This window comes from Microbulbifer sp. A4B17 (assembly GCF_003076275.1).
In the GTDB taxonomy this organism is placed as follows: Bacteria; Pseudomonadota; Gammaproteobacteria; order Pseudomonadales; family Cellvibrionaceae; genus Microbulbifer.
In genome coordinates this window covers 1937598-1959341 of sequence record NZ_CP029064.1, presented here as the reverse complement: position 1 = coordinate 1959341, position 21744 = coordinate 1937598, and the positions used below count along the sequence as shown (strand labels likewise).

Below are 21744 nucleotides of genomic sequence, written 5' to 3'. Positions count from 1 at the left end.
ACAGGTAAAGCGCGCAAGGGCTAATGCCTCAACTAGAAACCCTATAGATCGCGCTATGAAATACACCCAAATACCCGTAAGTGATGCACCATTATATCTTTTGCTCGAAGCAGATCCCTCTAAGAAGAAAATAGACACCTATTTACCTGGATCCTGGTGTTTCGCGGCAATTGATGCAGGCGTTGTAGAAGCTATATGCGTAGCAAAAGAAATCGATACAGCTATCGCTGAGATTTTCAATATTTCAGTTTCTCCCAAAATGAGGCAGCAAGGGATTGGATCAAAACTGTTAAAGTTCACTCTATCAGAAATCACCACAAAAGGGGTTCACAAAATAGAGCTGGGTACAGGAACATTTGGTTACCAGTTAGCCTTTTATCAACGTCATGGATTCAGGGTTGATTCTGTTATAAAAGATTATTTTTTACACAACTACGATCAAGCCATTATTGAAAATGGGGTGCAGCACAAAGACATGCTGCGACTTTCTCTAGATCTTACAAATAGACAACAATGAAACGATAAGTAGCAAAATACCTATCAATAAGCCCTTAGCATACGACTTAAGCTCCTCTCACTTCGGAAATTACCAAAGCTGAATATGAAAATCTTATAAGCGAAGCCAAGCGTATATTTGAAGGTGAATAGGCATAGCGATAGATCTCTGTTATTTGTTGGGATCTAATATTTCAAGATCAAAATTTAGCTTGCAGAGGGGCTTAAAACCTACTCAGGGCCTGAGCACCTAAGAAGGATAAATTAATGAGGCAGGGAAGAAACGAAGGGAAAGGGAACTCTTGAAGTTTCAGAAGGCCAACAAAAAAGGCCACATCACATGATGCGGCCTTTTCGAACTGGCGATTAAATCAATCGGTTAGTCCTTAACAGCGACAGTAGTCTTTTTCTTTTCCGGAATCGGGAAACCACGATCGCGCATCAGCGCTTCGATGTTGGCGTCGCGACCACGGAAAGAGCGATAAGCATCAGCCGGATCCAAAGCATTGCGCGGTGCGAACAAATACTTCACCAATCTTGCAGCTACTTCCTTATCGTAGAAGCCACCTTTAGACTCGGCGAATGCTTCAGAGGCATCGGAAGTCAGCACGTCAGCCCACATGTAGCCGTAGTAGCTGGCTGCATAACCTTCACCAGAGAAGATATGGCCGAAGTGCGGAGAGCGGTGACGCATAACCAGCTCACCCGGCATACCTAGTTTCTTCAAAGTTTCACGCTCAAACTTGTCCGGGTCGATACCTTCAGGATCAGCAGTGTGGAACTTCATATCCACCAGTGCAGATGCCAGGTACTCGGTAGTGGCAAAGCCTGAATTGAACTTAGCCGCTTTCTTAATCTTTTTCACCAGATCCGCAGGAATCGGCTCACCCGTTTTGTAGTGCACCAGGTAATTGTCGATAACCGCATCAGTAGACAGCCAGCGCTCCAGCAACTGGGACTGGAACTCGGTGTAGTCTCGCACACCGCCGTTCAGGGTCGGATAAGTGACGTTGGACGCGAGGAAGTGCAATGCATGGCCAAATTCGTGGAAGAAAGTCTCCGCATCATCCCAGCTTACCAGTACAGGCTCACCCGGAGCTCCTTTAATAAAGTTGGAGTTGTTGGAAGAGAGAACGTTCTTTTTACCATCGAAGGTGGAGTGGTCTCGGTACATGGTGGCCCAGGCCCCGGAACGCTTTCCAGCGCGAGCAAATGGGTCCAGATACCACAGACCGATATGGTCACCACTGGTCTTATCGGTAACTTCCCAGACTTTAACATCTTCGTGGAATACCGGAACTGAGCCTTCTTTTACCGGGGTGAATTCAAAGTTGAAAAGCTCACCAGCCACATAGAACATAGCCTCGCGCAGGTTATCAAGCTGCAGGTACTGCTTAACTTCGTCAGAGTTCAGGTCGTACTTAGCCTTGCGAACCTTTTCCGCATAGTAACGATAGTCCCAGGGCTCAATGGTGATATTGGCTTTCTCGGCATCAGCTACCGCCTGCATATCGGCCACTTCTTCATTCACGCGGGCAACTGCTGCCGGCCATACCGCTTCCATCAGCTCCATGGCCCGCTCTGGCGATTTAGCCATACGATCACGCAAACGCCACTGGGCATAGTTATCAAAGCCCTGCAGGCCCACACGCTCATCGCGCAGTTTAAGGATCTCAGCGATGATGGCGTTGTTATCGTGCTCATCACCATTGTCGCCACGGCTGTAGTAGTTGGTCCAAACCTGCTTACGCAGCTCACGATTATCAGAGTAAGTCAGGAAGGGATCCATGGAGGAACGGGTATTGGTAATCGCGTACTTACCTTTCTCGCCCTTCTCTTCCGCCAGTGCTGCCGCTGCAGCAACAAAGGAATCCGGTAGGCCACCCAGCTGATCTTTGGTCAGGAAGATATCGTAGCCTTCCTCATCAGCCAGTACATTGTTGGAGAACTTGGTGTAGAGCTCTGCCAAACGCTTGTTGATTTCTGCATAGCGCTCTTTCTTTTCCCCTTCCAGGGTGGCGCCATTGGTTGCGAACTGAGTGTACACCAGCTCGACTACGCGTTTCTGCTCTGCATCCAGGTCCATCGACTCGCGCTGATCATAGATAGATTTGATGCGCTTAAAGAGAGCTTTATTCTGGTAGATCTTGGACTCGTAATCAGCCCACAGAGGTGCCAACTCGCGCTGGATCTTGCGGAATTCCGGGGAGGACATATTGCCGGCCCAGATACCGTAGTAAGAAGATGCTCGACCCAGCTCTGCGCCACTCCGTTCCATGGGAATAAAGGTGTTAGCGAAGGTAGGCTTAGCGGGATCAGCAGCGATAGCGTCCAGCTCTGCCAGGTTCATCTCAATACCCTTCTCAATCGCGGGCTTGAGATCTTCAAGATTCATCTTGTCAAACGCAGGAACGCCACCAAAGGGACCAGTCCACTCCGCCAACAGCATATTGCTGGCATGTTCAGGACTAACAGCCATGGACTTCTCGGCATTCACGGTATCTTTAACCACCTCAGCCTGCTGTGCCTTTTCACCACAACCGCCCACTACCGCAAGGGCTGCGGCCACGGAAAGTGCGATCATTGTTTGACGCATCGGTTTCTCCTCTAGGATAGAGCTTTGTAATAGTTTTAAGAGCGAGAGTTTAACCCCAGTTGCCCCGCGCCCGCCAATATTACCGCCATTTACGAGTATGACTGCGACGGAGTGAAAGAAATACGCGACGATTTCACAATTTCCTGACCAAATAGTCTGGTTGCGACAGGCACAGAGGCTATCGCCATCCGAAGAGAATTGCGGGAACAACCAAATTGACCTTTGCGACCATGGACCCCAAGTTAGTCACAGCCTGCTTGACAGCCAAAAACCAGAGCTCCTCAACGTTTCCAACAAAGCAAAGCCCTCAACTGAGAGCCATACCCTTTTTCTTAGTTTTGTTTATTGAAGTGGGAGATATATTTTCCCACTCTTGAGAACAGAGGTATTCAGTAACTCTCTGCCTGCAAATTTGATTTCAGCCAAACAGAATCCGTTCCAGATCACCAATAACTAAAAATCAATACCCAGCCATAGACACTTTTAAAAATTCAAATAAAGTAAGAGCGCCCTATTACCATTTATAATTAAAACAAATTTATTTACCGCAAAATTCAGGCAATTCACCCCACAACAAAAGCCAACATAATTCTAAAAACCTACCTATAGAAAAATGCAGTTTACGCCAACCAACCATAACATCTAATCATTTTTACAACACATAAATGCCATTCAGTAATATGGGAGCTTAGCATTACAAGAAACCCTTCAAGCTATATGATTTTTTAAAATTATTTTCATTAAAAAATACTATGAACACCTCAAAGCAATATTTATCTAATCGATCCAAGTCCGGCAATATTTAACCGAAAAAGCAGGTGTCCTTTTCAGGCACAAAAAATTTTCCAGAAATCTGGCTTTTATTGTACGCATCAAAAAATTCAATCAAATGGTTAGAAGTTAGGGACAGACTCATGCAAAAGAAAACTATTTTACCGCTGGCCTCTGCCATCGCAGTTTTATCAATGGGCATTACTGCAGGTGCTCAAGCGCAAGTCAGTTGCGGTGATACAATTACCACGCCAACGACTCTAGATAGCGATTTAGTATGTACTATTGCCGATGAATTTTCTGTCGCTTTAGCTATAGAAGGGCCATCTGGGAGACTCTCAATGGGCGACTACAGCCTGACTTGCTCTACTAATGAGTTTGGCACTGGAATTATTCTACTGGGGAGTGGAGCAAGGCTCACAGGGGGTAGTGTAATTGGATGTGGGGATGCCGTTACTTTAAGCGAGGATGGCAGTCATTTTGCAAGTGACGTCTATATTACCGACTTCGGCGATGATGGTGTTTATGTTGAAAGTAATAACAACGTGGTTAGTTTTATGGAAATCATCAATGACGGCTCAGACTCCGATGAAGGCATTGACATCCAGGGAAACAACAACTTAATCAGTGCAAATTATGTCGAAGGTGCCGGCGATGAGGGTATTGAAGTTGCGGGAGATTTTAATACCGTAACTGCTAATGAGGTTTCATTCTCCACCTTTGACGGTATCGAAATTGATGGAGATTTTGCTGTAGTAGTAAATAACACCAGCGCTTTCAATGGCGGCAGTGGCATTGAAGTAGATGCTAACAACGGTACCATCTCTACTAATACTATTTCATTCAATGATAGTGGAATCGACCTGGATCAAGGAGATAACAACGCTATCACCAACAACAGTGTTACTGATAACGGCACCTATGGAATATTTATTTTAGATGATGGGCCTACCAATAACACCATCACTAATAATGTATCGGAGGGACATACCTACGATTTGTTTGATGCATTTGACACTGATTGCACTGGCAGTAACACCTGGCAAAATAATACATTCTCTACTTCTGATCCTGCCTGCCTAGATAAACTAAGCCCTTGGGATCAACAAGCGTAAAAGTGATTCTCTTTTCACATAAAGAGAATCGCAACTTCATAGATACTTCAAAATAACCCTGGCAATAGCCAGCCAATTTAATATATCTCTAAATTTTCTCCAAATAGAGCAGCCACACTGTATTCACTAAAAATTTTGTAGGCATCTACTATTGCATCCTTTACTTAGAGCGCCCTTTACACATCTACATTCATTAAATCTGTTAAAAGGAGTTAGTCATGTTGAACCAAAACCACTACCCTAAAATTCTATCTACAGCCCTATTAACTTTAGGGGCTTCACTGCCATTCAATGCCTTTTCTGTAGAATGCGGCGATACTATTACAGAACCAACCACACTAACAGAAGATCTCATCTGTTCAATCAGCGGCTCGAACACTTCAGCCTTAACCATTCAGCGGCCGGGTGGAAGCCTTTACATGGCTGGATTCTCACTAACCTGCTTAGGATCAGATCCGTCCAATGGCATAGATCTCGCTGCATCATCCGGCGAGCTATCCACCGGTACCATAAATGGCTGTAATGATGGGGTTTTACTTTCAGAGGATGGATTTCATACCGTATACGGTATGAACATATTACTTCCACTGGAAGATGCCATTGTTGTGGATAGTAACAGCAATACAGTCATAGGCAACTTTACTTCAGGTGACGGGAACGATTCAGACAATGGCATTGATATTGATGGCAATTACAACTTTATCTCCCAAAATGTTATTGAACTGTCAGGTGATGAGGGGATGGAGGTAGATGGTATTGCCAATACAATAATACAAAATACTATCACTGGTTCTGATGATGATGGGGTTGAATTAAATGGAGATTTTTCAATTTTTATATCAAACACCATCCAAGACAGTATTAGTATGGGCTTAGTAATTGAAGGAAGCTCATGTACAGTTTCAAATAATACAGTAACCGATAATGGATCTTCAGGCATAACATTACAAAATTCAGCATCCAACAATAGTATCGCTCAAAACACTAGCAGTGATAATGACGATTTCGGTATTTTTGTTTCCAGCAATAACGCTACTGGCAATAGCATTGTTTTTAATACTGCAACAGGAAATGGAGTATTCGATCTTATCGATTTATTCGAAAGTGATGATTGTAGCGTTAACAATAACCTGTGGTCAGGCAACACCTTTCGACATCCGATCCAAGCTGCCTTGAATAACTACCTTATCAAGCAACTCGGGGTTGTTACTTCTATTACCCATCCTGTTATTTAGGGTAACAACCCCAACTAGAGAAGGTAGACAAGTTTTTTAAAGGAGACTGGAAACCAGAATCAATTGTACGGCCACCCAAATTAAGAAACTCCAAAGACAACTGTATCCATTTCAATCTCTACCAGCCAGTCAGGATCAATAAATCCCTTAACTTCTACAAAAGTACATGCAGGTCGAATATTCGAAAATAACTCTCCATGCGCTCTTGCGGCCTCCTCCCAGCACTTAATATCAACCAACATTATACGCGTTCGTATCACGTCAGACAGGTTTCCGCCAGCCTCCTTCAGCGCAGTAACGGCAATATCCAGACAAAGTTTCATCTGGCCATAAACATTACCAATATAGGCCGCTTTCCCATCCAGTATGGGTGCCGTACCAGAAACTGCGACTTGATTTCCTATCCTACAAGCCCGGGAAAAGCCTATAGGTTCTTCAAGGTATGAGCCGGAGCTCACCAGCTTTTTCATTTGAAACTATCCTGTATTCTGACGTGTGAAAATGGCTATTTTATTCCCATCCAGATCCCTAAAATAAGCCCCGTAAAAAGAATCTAAATTTCTAAAACCCGGATCACCTTCCGATATCCCCCCCAGCTTAAGAGCCAAGGAAAAAATTTCATCAACTTTTTCAATACCGCCAACATCCAGTGCTAACATAGTACCATTGCCAAAGCTTGCGGGCTGTCTATCGTAAGGAATAGTGATAGCCAACTTTGTTGGTGACCCGTTAAATTGCCAAAATATAACTGTATCAGAGCGATAAATTTCTTCCGCGGCCATAGGGCTTAAGATCTCTGAATAAAAATGGCTCGCTCTAAGCAAATCACTAGTTCCTAACGTAACATGAGAGATCATGATTTAATTCACCTTCATGAAGACCTAAAGCAGGTAGAGGCAAAGTTAGGGGGAAGCTGGACTCCACTTTTCTTTTTAGCGGCTTCAATTATTCCCTTTAATGAAAGTAATTAAGCTATAAAACTAATACAGTTTAAAGTCTGTTTTGATTCGGTTCCAAAGGGCATTGTTGGTACTGGCATAACTGGTGGTCTGGACCGAACTCGAAGTGCTCTTTGATACTCAATAAATAGTCCAACAGTGCCGAAACTCTCTTTGGTTTATTAACTCCTGACCGATAAACAAGGTAAATGGGCTTATAGGTCGCATGCCAGTCGGGGAGTATCCGGATCAATTCCTGCTTTTCCAATTCACATATCATGCTGTTTACTGGAATTTGAGCGATACCCACTCCTCCCGTAGCAGCCTTTTTGGCCGTTTCCGGGTTTTCACAGTGGAAATTGCCTTGCACTTCAATCGATTTCGTTGTGTTTTTGGAAACCAGGGTCCAAAAGGAGGATTCCTGGGCAACGCCAGCAGTAATACAGTTATGCTGTCTGATATCTTCCGGTGATTCAGGTATTCCATGCTTCCTTAAATAATCCGGGCTGGCAACCAGCACCTGGGTTACATATCCAACTTCCTTCGCCACCAGGCGGTCATCTGCAATCTGCCCAACCCGAATTGCCAAATCCATGCCTTGAATAAAGAGGTCATCAAAAACATTCGAGAGTTCCAAGGATACCTGGGCTTTAGGCCACTGTTGCAGAAAAGGGGGAAGAATATACTGGGCCAAGTAACTTCCCATCGCAAAGGGCGCCGATATACGCAAAAGACCCTGTACCTGCTGCTCTATATCCCTCACATCTTCACGAAGGGATTTAAACTCCTCTACCAGCAGAGAAGCACGGCGCAGGGTAACTCTACCCGCGTCGGTGATCTCAATTTTCCTCGTGGATCTCTCCAGCAACCTGGCCTGTAACTGGTCTTCCAGCTTTGAAATCGCTTTGCTCACTGTTGACTTAGGCAGGCCTAACTCTTCAGCGCACTGAGTTAAGCTCATCAGCCTGCAGGTAGTCACAAAGATAGACAGAGTACGAAAGTCTATAGTTTCCAAATCGCGAACAATCAATTTCCGAAAGCCTCATTGTTTCAATATTCCCATGAGCTTAGTCTGTGCGTCATCGATAGACAACTGCATTTCGTAACAACATTTAAGAGGCATACAAGATGACTGCAACACAGGACTTGTTTTCAAGCATTCAATTAGGTGATGTGAAACTGGCTAACCGTGCCGTAATGGCCCCCCTGACCCGCTCAAGAGCTGAAAACCACGTACCTACTCCTTTAATGGCAGAGTACTATGCACAGCGTGCAGGCGCCGGCCTGATTATTGCCGAGGCGACCATGGTAGCAGAGGGAACTTCGGCCTTTATTTCTGAGCCCGGCATCTACTCCCAGGAACAGGTCGAAGGCTGGAGAAGAGTCACCGACGCCGTTCATGAGAGAGGCGGCAAGATATTTCTGCAGCTATGGCACGGCGGACGAGCCAGTCACCCGGAACTGAATAATGGCACAATGGCTGTAGCGGCAAGCCCGATCGCCATTGATGACACCGTACACACCCCGGATGGGAAAAAGCCTTATACCACTCCAAGATCCTTAGAAGTCGCGGAGATTCCAGGAATTGTCGCAGCTTTCAAACAGGGAGCAATCAATGCTAAAGAAGCCGGTTTCGACGGAGTAGAGGTGCACGGAGCGAACGGCTACCTATTGGACAACTTCTTACGGGACGGCTCAAACCTTCGAACAGACGAGTATGGCGGCTCCATCGAGAATCGCGCACGCCTGCTCTTTGAAGTTCTTGAAGCAGTTATCGAAGTTTGGGGTTCAGGCAAAGTCGGGTTGAGAACCTCACCGTTAAACGGATTTAATAGCATGCGTGACAGCGACCCAGAAGGACACACTCGCTGGCTCGCGACAAAACTGAATAAGTTTCATCTGGCTTACTGGCACCTGATGCGAGCGGACTTCCTGGGCGAGCAACTTGGCGATGTACTGTCTCCGGCGAGGAAGCAATACAACGGCAACCTGATAGGAAATATGGGCTATGGAAGGGATGAGGCCAACCAAGCCATTGGGCAACAACAGGTGGATGCGGTTGCCTTCGGTGTTCCATTCCTGGCCAACCCGGATCTGCTCGAACGTTTTAAAGCGGATGCCAGTTTGAACGATGCAGATCCGGACACCTTCTACACCGGTGGTGCAAACGGCTATACCAATTACCCCACCATGTCCTAACTCCTGTCAACTAAGCAGGCAGGTCGCCTTAAGCAGGCGACCTGCCCTCCCCACTCAGGCTGCCAGCATCAACGGCGCGGATCTTCACATTATTAATCAGCGAGACCAATACAAAACTCAGTAGCATCAGCAGATACCATGAGCTGAGCTTTGCCAGCGAAACCATTTGCCACTCGTGGGACTGATTAGGGTAAATCCATATATTCGCAAAAGTAGCAATGTTTTCAGCAAACCAGATAAACAGCGCTACAAGCAGCCAGCCCAGGAGCAACGGCATATAACGGTGTTTCTCAACCACCTTGAAGTAAATATTGGTTCGATAAAACAGCAGAACCGTGCCCGCCAGTAACGCCCAGCGAAAATCCCAGATATAGTGATGTGTAAAGAAGTTGATATAGATAAGTACGACTAGAACAACTGTCAATGCTTTCGATGGGTAGTGAGAATATTCAAACTCAAAGATTCGCCAAACCCTGGCAATATAACTACCCACCGCGCTATACATAAACCCCGTAAACAGTGGCACATTACCAATCCCAAAGAAGTACTCTTCCGGGTAACTCCATGAGCCAATAGCATCAGACGTTTTAAATATCTCCATAACCGTGGCTACGATATGGAACACGACAATGACAATCGACTCCCTGAAAGTTTCCAGCTTGGTAGTCAATAGAAAGACCTGGAAGGCAATAGCAGCCAGGAAAATAAAGTCGTAGCGGTGAATCGACTCCAGCGGATACCAATAATTGGTCGCAATCATAATACCCAGCAGGAAACCGCCAAACATGCAGGCGTAAGCCTGCCTCAAGCCGAACAGCCAGAATTCACGTATATATCGTTTCAAATCTACACTTGATAACACTGCAAATAACACCTGTACGGTAGAAAGCCCTGATGCTCTGCAAGGCGGCTACGGAACGTCAATTCCATTTAAAAGTCTGGCGTACAGCCAGCGACTCCTATCAATATTTAGCAAATCCAACTATCTGATCACAATATTTTTGAAGCCAAACTCTTTACTCCCCGCTTTAAAACCGAGGTTCAAGACTTCCCCATATTGCTCGGGCACTTCAAAGAATACTATTTCCAGATCTGCCTCTGAACCTTGAGGAAGCTCCAGATACGCCACCCCTTTCACCTCCTGCCCACCTCCAAAGGCCTCACATTCCTTAAAGACAGCGCCATCTTTCATTATCAGGCGCCGGGAAGTCAGCCTCACCTTCTGGCCACTTCTCCGGTTAGTAACGGTCATACGGCATTGCCAGACAGAAGAATGATACAAACAAGATATCAGGTCCAACCCTCCCCGACTGTCTACATAGCAAAAGTAAAGCTTAAGAATTCACACCGAAGAATATAGGTAAGTTTGCTGAAAGTACGGGGATGAGATGTTGAGGAACTTACAAGATAAGGAAGTAGCAAGAAGCTACTTCCTTATCTTGCTCTTCATTTTATAACTAGAGGGTTTAGCCAACTATATTACACACCACCAACTGCATTCTTATATTCTACATATGCTGGTAATGCCACAGCAGCAACAATACCCACTATTGCAATGAGTAAGAAACAAACACCCCAGATGGACCATTTTCTCTGTACAGAGTTAAAGTGCTCAATACTTTCCCACTGCTTATTCTTCCAGGCGAGTTCCCGCCCCTTTATTCCCAAATAGATAGAAAAAATAAAACCAATATAAGGAACCAGAGCAAGCAAGCCTATATAGGTTTTGTTAAAGATGGCCCATATCCAGCTAAAAAAGAAGGCACCCCAACTCCAACCTTTAACTCCCTCTGGGACAATATCACTTTTCTGCCCAGAATTATTATCAGCATCAACATTCACATCCGAATTTGGCGCAACATACGGATTAGTCATAACTTCCCCAAATTTTTCATTTTATAAATAGAATAAGTGCAGCAGGAGAAAAACTATTCCAAAAAAAGAAGGAAAGCTGCCTATTATCATGTAAATGAAGGCTCCCCTGTACAGGAAATGAATTCTAATCGGCTAACATTGGCAGTGCAATAGAACATCCAGACAAACGCGAGTTACTGCTCAAACAATTGCTTAAGTCATTATCATACCTGTCACTATCCCTATTCTCGCCGTCATAACTAGACAATCGTGCCACTACCAACACACCAAGGAAAGCCAGCATTAATGTAAAGGAAATTATTCTTTATAAGTAGCTAGAAAAGTGCAATGAAATTCAGCTTTAAATAAAAAATCCATACTGGAAACAAAAAAACCTCTTACTCAAGCCATAGACTTAATGTAAGAGGTTTTTGATTAAGGGGTGCCTGATTAACGTGGACTAAAAATCAAGCAATTCGCCCGGCCCGCAACCACTCAGAAACACAAAAGGCCAATTCCAATACCTGGTCGGCATTCAACCGTGGATCACATTGAGTGCGGTAGCAACTGGCTAAATCTGCCTCAGAAATTTTCCAGGCTCCACCGGTGCACTCAGTGACATGCTGCCCGGTCATTTCCAGATGGATACCGCCGGGATGGCTTCCCTCGGCCCAGTGTACCGAGAAAAAGTCGCGAATTTCCCGCAGGATTTTTTCAAAATCGCGAGTTTTATAGCCGTTACCCGCTTTAACGGTATTGCCATGCATGGGATCAGTGCTCCATACCACCGAGCGCCCCTCCGCTTGAATGGCGCGCACCAATGCAGGCAATTTTTCTCCCAAAGTATCGGCGCCCATACGGGTAATCAGTGTAAGGCGACCTGCATCGTTCTCGGGGTTGAGCTTATCGATCAAACGCAGCAGCTCATCCGGTTGCATCTTTGGACCAACTTTCACCCCAATCGGGTTGCAAACACCGGAGAGAAACTCCACATGCGCTCCATCCAGCTGGCGGGTACGCTCGCCGATCCACAGCATATGTGCTGAGCAGTCATACCATTTGCCGGTGAGGCTATCGGTGCGTGTCAGAGCCTGCTCGTATTCAAGTAATAGCGCTTCATGAGAGGTATAGAGAGCCGTCTCACGAATTGCCGGGGAGTTCTCTGAGGTAACACCACATACCGCCATAAATTCTAAAGCTTCCTGAAGACGCTCCGCCAATTGGGCATATTTTTCCCGCTGCGGGTTATTTTTCAGAAAGCTTAGATTCCACTTGTGCACCTGATGAAGATCTGCCAAACCGCCCTGGGCAAAAGCACGCAACAGGTTCAGGGTTGCAGCGGATTGGTTATAGGCGGTTACCATCCGCTGAGGATCTGGTATACGTGCCTCAGCGGTAAAATCGATACCGTTAATGATATCGCCACGATAACTGGGCAACTCAACCCCGCCTACCGTCTCAGTATTCGCCGAACGAGGCTTGGCATACTGGCCCGCCATTCTCGCTACCTTTACCACCGGCAAGTTACCGGCGAAGGTGAGCACAACTGCCATTTGCAGCAGCACTTTGAAAGTATCGCGAATGCGGTTTGCATTAAAATCGGCAAAAGATTCAGCACAATCACCGCCTTGTAAAAGGAAGGCTTTTCCCTCGGCAACCTGGGCCAGTTGGCGGCGTAACTCGCGGGCCTCTGCAGCAAATACCAGCGGTGGATGGCCTGAGAGCTGTTTAGCTACCTGAGCCACTTCTTCGGCAGAGCTGTATTGGGGCTGCTGATGTGCGGTGAAGTTTCGCCAGCTCTGGGGGGTCCAAATTTGGGTGGGGGATTCGGGCACTGGGACTCCTAGCTCAACTTCCATCTTTCACTCTTACTTCTAAAGGGTAAATCTTAAGGGTGAGCACATCGCTCACCCCCAAATGTGCCGAATTTACAGCACGCTGGCAACAGCCTTACAAAAGTATTCCATATTACTGGAACTCAGGCCCGCAATACTGATGCGACTGGAGTCCACCATATAAATGGAATAGTCTTTTTGTAGCTGTTGAACCTGTTCGGGATTGATACCCAGGAATGAGAACATCCCTTTCTGTTGGCGGATAAAGCCAAACTCACCGGCAGCACCCGCTGCGACGAGTCCCTCTACCAGCCCGGCACGCAAACCATTGATACGCTCACGCATTTCAGTCAGCTCAGCTTCCCAGTTCGCTTTCAGTCCCGCATCAGTAAGAATAGATTCTACAATGGCTGCACCGTGGGAAGGTGGCATGGAATAGTTGCCACGAATGGCACTCAGCATCTGGCTCTGTCCCTTATCCGCGGCTTCGCCATTCGCATAAATCACCATTGCCAGGCCAACACGCTCGCGATAGAGACCGAAATTTTTGGAGCAGGAAGCAGCAACCAGCATTTCGGGCACTGATTCAGCCATCAGACGCAACCCATAGGCGTCATCTTCCAGGCTTTCTCCAAAGCCCTGGTAAGCCATATCAATAAACGGCGTAAAGCCCTGCTTCTGCGCCATTTCCGCTAACACTTTCCACTGCTCGCGGGAAAGGTCCGCGCCACAGGGGTTATGGCAACAGGCGTGGAACAGTACAACATCGCCCTCACCCACACCTTTCAGGGTCTCGACCATTTTGTCGAACTGCAAGCTACTGGTGGCTCGGTCGTAGTAGGGGTAGCTCTTGATCTCCAGGCCCGCATTCCCCAGAAGCGGAACGTGGTTGGCCCATGTAGGGTCACTCACCCATACGGTTGCTCCAGCTTTGGCGCGATTGATCAGCTCAGCCAAAACCCTCAATGCACCACACCCACCAGGGGTTTGAGCCGAACGCACGCGACCGCCCACCAACGCCGGGTGGCCTGTACCCAGTACCAGCTCCTGCATAGCGGTGTTGAAACCCGGAGTTCCGGCCGGGCCGATATAGGCCTTGGTTTCCTCACCCTGTAATAAGCGAGTTTCGGCTTCCTTAACGGCTTGCAAGACAGCGGTATGGCCGGCCTCATCTTTGTAGACGCCCACACCGAGATCAATTTTGCTGGGGTTTTCATCCGCGCGGTAGCTGGCCAAAAGGCCCAAAATCGGATCTGGCGGAAGGCTGTTTAAATGCTCAAACATCTGAAAACTCCTCTTAGTTATCTCATTTATTCATCAACGAGGCCGCGCTCAGACCATTCCTTTGCGCGCACCATTAACTTATCAATAATGCTATCCAGCTGTTCCCGCTCCTCAGTGGAGAGAGAGGCCATCAGGTCATTCTCGTACTGATGCGCCAGCGGTACTATGCGAGCGTATATATCGCGCCCCAGCTCCGACAGGTTCAGCACTTGCCGGCGCCGATCACCGGGATCTTCACTGCGTGTAATGTAGTCATTCTTTATCAGGGACGAGACGGCTCGACTGATGGCCACCTTATCCATGGCAGTCTGCTCAACCAGTTCAGCGGCGGATAAATCGGGAAAACGACCCAGAATCGCCATTACCCGCCAAGCGGGAATGGTGAGGTGGAAGCGCGCACCATAAGCTTGCGCAATAGCATTACTCACTCGGTTGGAAAGCACCGAGAGGCGGTAGGGTAAGAATTTTTCAAGGCGCAGCTCGTCGTTCTCAACAACGGCGGGTCGCGTGTTTTGGTCAATTGTCATAGCTGCCCTCAAACCTGCCTGCTCGGGAATCCCGGTTGTACCTGATGTTCAATTTAACTAACATTGGTTTCAAATGTAACCACTATCGGTATAAATACTTCCTGGAAAAGTTACCGGCCCCTACGAAAAAATGGCCGGACAGTATAGGTTTTTTTGCGCCATATTTGCGAGCTAAATGGGTCTTCGGCGCAAGAAATTTGCGCGGAAGCGGCCCTAAGCTGCTCAACTTTTCGCCACTCTCTTCAAACCAGCCGTACAGAAGCGAGGCCACGCCATGAAACAGTGGATCAGCTTTCCGCGAACAGAAGGAAATACAAGCCGCCAGGCCCATGCAGATTTCCCTCCCAACAGTTTTGAAAGGGAAATGGGCAAAGAGGGATTTTTTGGGCCCTGTACACACTTTTACCACCGCCACCCCCCCACCGGCTGGAGCCAGTTCGAGGGCCCGCTGCGCCCCCACGCTTTTGATAGCACGCAAATAAAACACAAGGGAACAAGCCCCTGGGACCAAAAACCTGTCCTGCGAAATCAGGATAGCCAAGTCGCCCTATGGACTTGCCGGGAGCCCATGGATCATCTGGTGCGCAACGCTGATGGAGACCAGCTACTGTTCGTGCACAACGGAAGTGGCGACTTATTTTGTGATTTTGGCCACCTCCCTGTTCGCGATGGCGACTATATCCTCCTACCCCGTGGCACCTTATGGCGCCTTGCACCCACCGAGGATGAGCCCCTGGAGCTTTTGATGGTAGAGGCAATAGGCAGCCATTTTCAGCTCCCCGAAAAAGGAATCCTTGGCCCCAATGCAATTTTTGACCAGGCGATGCTGGATGTGCCTCGTATAGATAAAGCCTTTCTCGATCAACAGGGTGATGATGAGTGGCGGGTTGTGGTCAAGGCTCGGCAACAACTGTCGACTATCACCTACCCCTTCAACCCACTGGACGTCTGTGGTTGGACTGGGGACAACCTGGCTGTTCGCATCAACTGGCGCGATATACGCCCGCTGATGAGCCACCGCTACCATCTCCCCCCTTCGGCTCACACCACCTTTGTCGCACAGGGTTTTGTAGTGGCTACTTTTGTGCCGCGCCCGATTGAGAGTGACCCGGGCGCACTCAAAGTTCCCTTCTTTCACAACAATGATGACTTTGATGAGCTCATCTTCTATCACCGTGGCGACTTCTTTAGCCGCGACAATATTCATCCGGGGATGCTTACCCTCCACCCTATGGGATTTACCCACGGCCCCCATCCCAAGGCATTTGCTACCGGAGCCCGGCATGCACGCAAGGAAACCGATGAAGTTGCTGTAATGATCGACAGCCGCACCCCCTGGGATATTCTCCCGGATGCCCATGCCGTGGAGCTAACAGATTATGTAAACTCCTGGAAGCCAAAGTGAATACAGCGCATCCAGACAACACCAAAAAGGCTGACAATCAAACAGCCAAACGCCAAAATAAAGAAAAGGAAAGAGAATGGACCTTTACGGATACTTCCGCTCATCCGCCAGCTACCGAGTGCGTATCGGGCTCAACTTGAAAGGCCTGGAATACGAGTATCACCCGGTAAACCTGCTCAAGGGAGACCAGCACGGAGACGACTACCGCGCGTTGAATCCACACGGGCTACTGCCAACCCTGAATGATGGCGAAACCAGTCTCACCCAATCCCTCGCCATTTTGGAATGGCTGGATGAAACCCATCCAGAACCAGCGCTACTTCCAAAAGCCCCTGAGGCCCGCGCACATATCCGCGCGCTCGCGCAAAGTATTGCCAGCGATATTCAACCTATACAGAACCTCAGGGTTCTGCAGTACCTTCAGGCTGAACTCAAAGTCAGTGATGAGCAAAAAATTCAATGGATTCAGCACTGGATACACCTGGGCTTCTCCGCGCTGGAGAAGCAATTAAGACCCTCGCCTTTCGCCGCTGGAGACAATCCAGGGTTGTTCGAGTGTTGCTTACTCCCGCAAGTATACAGTGCGGAACGCTTTGGCCTGGATATGACCCAGTACCCCAAAATCCAGAAAATCACAGACGCTTGCAATGAACTGCCGGCCTTTATTAAAGCCCACCCTTCAGAACAACCAGACTGTATTGTGTAGTACTCTTTTATGGATGCCTGGTCTCATCGGGCATCCTTCATACACTCGAAAATTTCACTACTTGCCACATGTCATTGGCTGTGGTTAATATCCCTGTCCAAACTTGAAAATAACTCGAATAATAATATTCCCCACTGCTGTAGCTAATCAGCCGAGGTCATCAATATGAACTCCCAAGATCAGATCTCCTCCAAAGAAAAAGAAGTCATTAAGCATGTCAAAAAGCTGAAAAGCTTTTACCAACACCTAATCACCTACTTATTAGTTATCTCGGGACTAGTAATTGCCAACTTAATACTCGCTCCCGGATACTTATGGTCACTTTGGGCGGCATTTGGCTGGGGTATAGGACTCGCCTCCCATGCAATTAGCACCTTCAATTTGTTTAATTTTTTTGGTGAAGATTGGGAGAGAAAGCAGATAGATAAGAGAATGGGGCGTAAATAGCAATAAATCGTGCTCGATAGAGCACACCAAATACAAGCATATGATTTAGATGTGAGAGTACTTGCCCCAAAGTACTCCTCTCCAAGCCCCTCGCTTTCAAAGCAAAAACTCCAAACACCTCCCTACTTACAAACACGAACAATTACCTGTAATCTAAATAAAAATCTACATACCCCAGGCCGTTTAACAAAAAACAGTTAATTAACAGGCTTAAATTATCGAGCTCTGGTAACAAAGTATTAACACACTTTTTATATAACAAATAATAAATATACTATTAAAATGATAACAGGAACCCCAATGTCCTTCCTCAAAGTCTCTACAGGCGCTCTATGTCTATCACTTTGGATATCTATACCCAGCATCAGTAAAGCTGACACTTTTCACTGGCCCGATTACCAAGCAGAAGCGGCCACCAGTGAGCATCGTATTGATGAGCTTTATTACTTACAGCCCCATAACAGCTATGAGCGGCTAGAAAACGGTGAAACACTGACTGACTGGCTCGACAAAGGCTTTCGATCACTGGAAATCGATGTCGTAGATCACGGTGCCTGGCAAGGTAGCAGCCATGGGCCCTATGTTGCTCATGGACAAAACGACATCGGTAATCACATGTGCAATAGCAACGGAGACGATGATCGTCTGGAACACTGTCTGGACGATATCAAATCCTGGCTCTCCGTTAACACTATTGAAGCGCCAATAATGCTGTATATCGATATGAAAACTAATTTAGATTGGTTTAACGCCTGGTATGCAGATGAAATTTATTTGCTTGACCAGTATATCCAACAAGAGCTGGGCGACCTCCAGTACAGCTACCAGGATATGCTTGCATATTTACAACAAATTTCTTCCTCAGAAAATTACCGTACCACGCTTAAAAGTACGGGATGGCCTAGCGTTGGCAACTTATTAAATAACGGCAAAAAAGTAATCGTTATTTTTACCGGAGGACAGTCAGGCAACGTCAATAATCGAATGGAATCCGCATTAGACTCCTACGAGATGAGCGCATTTTTATGTCCTGATATAGATACCGCAGATCCAGAAGAATTTACCGGCTCCATTGATTCAATAGACAGCAGTAGTTCGCAAAGAATATTTTGCGGCAATGTCCAGGCAGGGGATCACTACCAGGTAACAGCCAATGCCGCTGCAGAAACCAAACAGTTGATGCACCTATGGGATAACTCAGGCGACTTTAATAACACTGATTACGGCTACGCATTTATAGCAGTAGCTCATGGTGCCACAGCTATCGGCATGGATCCAAATACAGTAGCCACTACCCCTAGCTATGCCGGCGGTGCAATTCCTTTTGTGGGAGTCAGAAGAAGCCTGCCTGGATATCTACGACTGCGCTCTGGCTCAAACACCGATTTATGCATGACGGTATCCCAGGGCTACAGCAATGGTTCCAATTTAAACATGAGCAGTTGCGGCTCTAGTGATGAACAGCAGTTTGTCTACACTGCCGAAGGCCAGCTCCGTCCTAAGGGCAACAATAAGTACTGTGTTGACTACAATACCGGCTCCGCCGACAACGGAGATAAAATGCACTTGTGGGATTGTGACGGCGGCAATTCTGAGAAATGGCAAATTCAGGAAAGCGGGATCATACAGAATCGCGATGAAAACTGGACTTACTGTATAGATGCGCCAGGCAACTCAACAGAACAGGGTGAGCGTCTTCAGGTTTACAAATGTGATGAGAACGATAAGAGCCAGCAGTTTGTTTTAGAAACAGTCAATGATTGGGGGCAGAGTAGCTTTTAAGCTTTAATTTCAATAAAAAAGGGCGCCCTAGCAGGCGCCCTTTTTAGTAGAGGTCCCAGTGTTATAGAACCTTTGCAATCACATATATTATCGCAAAAATAAGCTCTGAAAGATTAATTCAACTCCCCTGCTTCACACTGCCTCCAGCCCTCGCTAAAGATACCATCATCGATGGCTACCCAGGTTTCGTAGGTGAAGGTCAACTCCGGGATTTCTTTAATATTAAATGAGAAATGGAAGCCTTCTATTTTTTCATCTGTGCGCATACAGGGGACAGAGGGTACCCATGTCTTGAAGTCCAGAGACTCTCCCTCGCTAATAATCTGTCCCTCTACAACACCCTCGAACCATGGTGTAAGGCTAGCCAAATCGCCATTGATATGCTTCACCTGTACATTCTCAATGGTGTAATCGGCATCAACTGCAGTCAGAGACCATTGTAGGTATTCATCTTCGGTAGGGGATGTATCCCACCGCAAATCTGACGGGGTACCGTAGCTTGGAATATTTTCGTACGGCATGGGCAGCCAAAGGCTCTCTTCCCAGGAGTTGATATTACGCAGACGCACACCCTTGGCTTCGCTCATGGGCTCAACTTCTACAACAAAATCGTATTCCGGCGCATCGTCAATCAAATCTGTGGCGTAGTAGCGGAATACGTAGGTGCCCGCTTTGGAAAATACGGTACCAGTTGTATTTTCACAATCTTCACTATCTGGATAGCTGGTAAATTCACCACCTTCCGGCGCGCTGATCAGCTCTTCATAAGTAAATACTTCATCACCGTCGGCATCTACCACCACAGGGCGATGCAGCAGGGACATACAGGGCAGGATTTGGTAATAATCTTCACCAGTGGATAAGCTACCCCAGTTGCGCGCCCAAACTACAGAGCGGATTTCTGGTGCAGTGTTGGAAACTTTGGCAAGACCATCGTCTTCAGAGTAGGTTTTGGCATATAGACCACGATCATCACTGACGATCAGGCGAGCAGTATAGGAACCCGGTACATCGGTAACTACCTGAGCACGGCGAAGCTCCCCACTCTCCGGTTCGGTAACCGGTTCAATCACTGCATCACTCCCATCGGGCCGGTCAACCAGCTCCCAGTGGAAGGTCATTTCATCATTATTAGGGTCGCTACTGGAGGCATCGAACACCAAAGCATCGCCAACGAGTACAGACTTGGACTGAGCTTCGACACTACGGGTAGAAGGATAACCATTTACCTTGCCAATCTTGGCTTCCATAGTGGCTTCTAGGTCTATCTGGTTGGTTCCGTCAGATACGGTCATGCTTACGCGATAGGTACCTACCACATCCAGCTCTTGGATTTTCTTACCCAGCGGTTTCCAAGAACCAATATCAACCAATTCGGCAACACTACCTTCAGGTTTTTCAATTAGCTCCGCTTCAATAATTTGCAGAGCATCACCCTCAGGGTCATAGCCAACAAAATTAAATTCAGCGCGAAGACCCAGCTCTTGCTCACCAATACTGTAGGATGGGTAGTAACCTGTAGCTTCTACCTCACCAATCGGAGCTTCATTGACTTCCGCTTCGGAATCGGCTTCAACTACGATAGTAACTTCACGCTCCTCACTCTTTCTTGCGCCATCAAAAACAAACAAAATTAAATTGTAAGTATCTGCCGCAATAGGAGTAAATTTAACGGTAGAGGTTGTCTCTCCCTCTAACTCGGGAACCGGAACACCATCAGTTTCCACTGGGCTATAAGCCCACTTCCAGCGGTATTGCAGAGAGTTACCTTCAGGGTCATAACTCTCGCTCGCATCCAGTACAACTTCTTCACCAAGAGTAATCGTCTGGTCTTCTGTTACGGCAACAGGTGGAGCATCACCGGCGGAAACTGTTACCAGAACTTCCGCAGGTTCACTGGCAACTCCATTATAAGTAACAACTAATTCAAGCTTGTAGTCACCTTCGATATCCAAGTGCAATGTAGCTTGGCTAGAGTCACTGTTAGTCAGGTACGCAGCACTGTCGAGAGGCTTTTCAACCAGGGTCCATAAATATTCCAGATCTCCAGTCTCACCCGTTGGCGGAGTACTCAAGCTGCCATCAAGGCCCAGGGTCTGAGTACCCAGGATAACACTGTGCACCGGCTCAGTAATTGCCACTGGATTCGGGCTGGTTGCAGTCAACGTTATACGGGATGCTTCACTGGTTTCAGTACCGTCATCCACGATCAGGCTCACAACATAGTCGCCAGGAAGGTCAGCGGTAAACTCTGTATAGGCATCCTCAGTGCTGGCCAACTCTGCCAGGCTAAGCTCAGGCCACTCAATCAGCTCCCAACGATAAGTCAGGCTTGCATCTCGCGAGCTGCTACTGTCAGTACCGCTCAATTGAACAGTGACATCACCATCAGCCAAGGAGAAAGTTGTGTCTACAGGGGACAACAAACTGATACTGGCGGTAGGTTTATTATTTGAGCCGTCGCTCGAACCACCGCCACCACAGGCGGCCAGCACGAGAGACAAACATAGCATGCCGATAAGGGCTGCTGCTCTTTTCATCTGTGGAACTCCAAA

At 47.2% G+C, this 21744-nt stretch carries 19 protein-coding genes; 8 read left to right on the top strand and 11 right to left on the bottom strand.

Going from position 1 to position 21744, the window contains the following annotated elements; genetic code table 11:
• The first annotated feature begins 55 nt into the window (after positions 1-55).
• Positions 56-517, top strand: a complete 462-nt coding sequence (locus tag BTJ40_RS08890) for an N-acetyltransferase (protein WP_108732749.1) — start codon at positions 56-58, stop codon at positions 515-517.
• A gap of 357 nt (positions 518-874) precedes the next feature.
• On the opposite strand, the gene BTJ40_RS08885 is transcribed toward BTJ40_RS08890, so the two are convergent.
• Positions 875-3091, bottom strand: a complete 2217-nt coding sequence (locus tag BTJ40_RS08885) for a M3 family metallopeptidase (protein ID WP_108732748.1) — start codon at positions 3089-3091, stop codon at positions 875-877.
• 914 nt (positions 3092-4005) lie between these two features.
• Here BTJ40_RS08885 and BTJ40_RS08880 point away from each other — a divergent pair.
• Together BTJ40_RS08880 and BTJ40_RS08875 are read left to right on the top strand one after the other, a co-directional pair.
• Complete coding sequence (locus BTJ40_RS08880) at positions 4006-4977, top strand: right-handed parallel beta-helix repeat-containing protein (protein ID WP_108732747.1); 972 nt, start codon at positions 4006-4008, stop codon at positions 4975-4977.
• 218 nt (positions 4978-5195) lie between these two features.
• A complete protein-coding gene (locus BTJ40_RS08875; protein WP_108732746.1) occupies positions 5196-6212 on the top strand; it encodes a right-handed parallel beta-helix repeat-containing protein in 1017 nt (338 codons plus the stop codon).
• An 80-nt stretch (positions 6213-6292) separates the two neighbouring features.
• Here the strand turns inward: BTJ40_RS08875 and BTJ40_RS08870 are convergent, their stop codons facing one another.
• From BTJ40_RS08870 to BTJ40_RS08860, 3 genes are all read right to left on the bottom strand, one after another.
• Positions 6293-6682 carry a RidA family protein gene (locus BTJ40_RS08870; protein ID WP_108732745.1) on the bottom strand — a complete coding sequence of 130 codons (390 nt, stop codon included), beginning with the start codon at positions 6680-6682 and terminating at the stop codon, positions 6293-6295.
• A 6-nt stretch (positions 6683-6688) separates the two neighbouring features.
• On the bottom strand, positions 6689-7069 hold the full coding sequence (locus BTJ40_RS08865; protein WP_108732744.1) for a VOC family protein: 381 nt from the start codon (positions 7067-7069) through the stop codon (positions 6689-6691).
• 133 nt (positions 7070-7202) lie between these two features.
• Positions 7203-8165, bottom strand: a complete 963-nt coding sequence (locus BTJ40_RS08860) for a LysR family transcriptional regulator (protein WP_255422907.1) — start codon at positions 8163-8165, stop codon at positions 7203-7205.
• Positions 8166-8278: 113 nt separating this feature from the next.
• On the opposite strand from BTJ40_RS08860, the gene BTJ40_RS08855 reads away from it, so the two are divergent.
• Entirely contained in the window at positions 8279-9349 is a 1071-nt protein-coding gene (locus tag BTJ40_RS08855; protein WP_108732742.1) for an alkene reductase, read from the top strand.
• Positions 9350-9377: 28 nt separating this feature from the next.
• Here BTJ40_RS08855 and BTJ40_RS08850 read toward each other — a convergent pair whose 3' ends face one another.
• The 6 genes from BTJ40_RS08850 to BTJ40_RS08825 all read right to left on the bottom strand — a co-directional run bounded on the left by BTJ40_RS08850 (position 9378) and on the right by BTJ40_RS08825 (position 14849).
• Entirely contained in the window at positions 9378-10193 is an 816-nt protein-coding gene (locus BTJ40_RS08850; protein WP_192879393.1) for a DUF817 domain-containing protein, read from the bottom strand.
• Positions 10194-10331: 138 nt separating this feature from the next.
• Entirely contained in the window at positions 10332-10541 is a 210-nt protein-coding gene (locus BTJ40_RS08845; protein WP_157953974.1) for a hypothetical protein, read from the bottom strand.
• A gap of 287 nt (positions 10542-10828) precedes the next feature.
• Positions 10829-11224: a hypothetical protein gene (locus tag BTJ40_RS08840; RefSeq protein WP_108732739.1), complete on the bottom strand. Its 396-nt coding sequence runs from the start codon at positions 11222-11224 to the stop codon at positions 10829-10831.
• A 446-nt stretch (positions 11225-11670) separates the two neighbouring features.
• A complete protein-coding gene (locus BTJ40_RS08835; RefSeq protein WP_108732738.1) occupies positions 11671-13062 on the bottom strand; it encodes a class II 3-deoxy-7-phosphoheptulonate synthase in 1392 nt (463 codons plus the stop codon).
• A gap of 69 nt (positions 13063-13131) precedes the next feature.
• Positions 13132-14322 carry an amino acid aminotransferase gene (locus BTJ40_RS08830; RefSeq protein ID WP_108732737.1) on the bottom strand — a complete coding sequence of 397 codons (1191 nt, stop codon included), beginning with the start codon at positions 14320-14322 and terminating at the stop codon, positions 13132-13134.
• Between the two features lie 26 nt (positions 14323-14348).
• The gene (locus BTJ40_RS08825) at positions 14349-14849 is read right to left on the bottom strand and encodes a MarR family winged helix-turn-helix transcriptional regulator (protein ID WP_108732736.1); all 501 of its coding nucleotides are present in this window, start codon (positions 14847-14849) and stop codon (positions 14349-14351) included.
• Positions 14850-15123: 274 nt separating this feature from the next.
• Here BTJ40_RS08825 and BTJ40_RS08820 point away from each other — a divergent pair, with 274 nt between their 5' ends.
• The 4 genes from BTJ40_RS08820 (at position 15124) to BTJ40_RS08805 (ending at position 19189) form a co-directional block, all read left to right on the top strand.
• Positions 15124-16254 carry a homogentisate 1,2-dioxygenase gene (locus BTJ40_RS08820; protein ID WP_108732735.1) on the top strand — a complete coding sequence of 377 codons (1131 nt, stop codon included), beginning with the start codon at positions 15124-15126 and terminating at the stop codon, positions 16252-16254.
• Between the two features lie 76 nt (positions 16255-16330).
• On the top strand, positions 16331-16960 hold the full coding sequence (gene maiA / locus BTJ40_RS08815) for a maleylacetoacetate isomerase (protein ID WP_108732734.1): 630 nt from the start codon (positions 16331-16333) through the stop codon (positions 16958-16960).
• A 165-nt stretch (positions 16961-17125) separates the two neighbouring features.
• The gene (locus tag BTJ40_RS08810; protein WP_108732733.1) at positions 17126-17407 is read left to right on the top strand and encodes a 2TM domain-containing protein; all 282 of its coding nucleotides are present in this window, start codon (positions 17126-17128) and stop codon (positions 17405-17407) included.
• Positions 17408-17707: 300 nt separating this feature from the next.
• Positions 17708-19189, top strand: coding sequence for a ricin-type beta-trefoil lectin domain protein (locus BTJ40_RS08805; protein WP_108732732.1), 1482 nt, complete (start codon positions 17708-17710; stop codon positions 19187-19189).
• A 113-nt stretch (positions 19190-19302) separates the two neighbouring features.
• Here the strand turns inward: BTJ40_RS08805 and BTJ40_RS08800 are convergent, their stop codons facing one another.
• Positions 19303-21729 (bottom strand): REJ domain-containing protein, encoded by a 2427-nt coding sequence (locus BTJ40_RS08800; RefSeq protein WP_108732731.1) that lies wholly within the window; start codon positions 21727-21729, stop codon positions 19303-19305.
• Positions 21730-21744 lie beyond the last annotated feature (15 nt).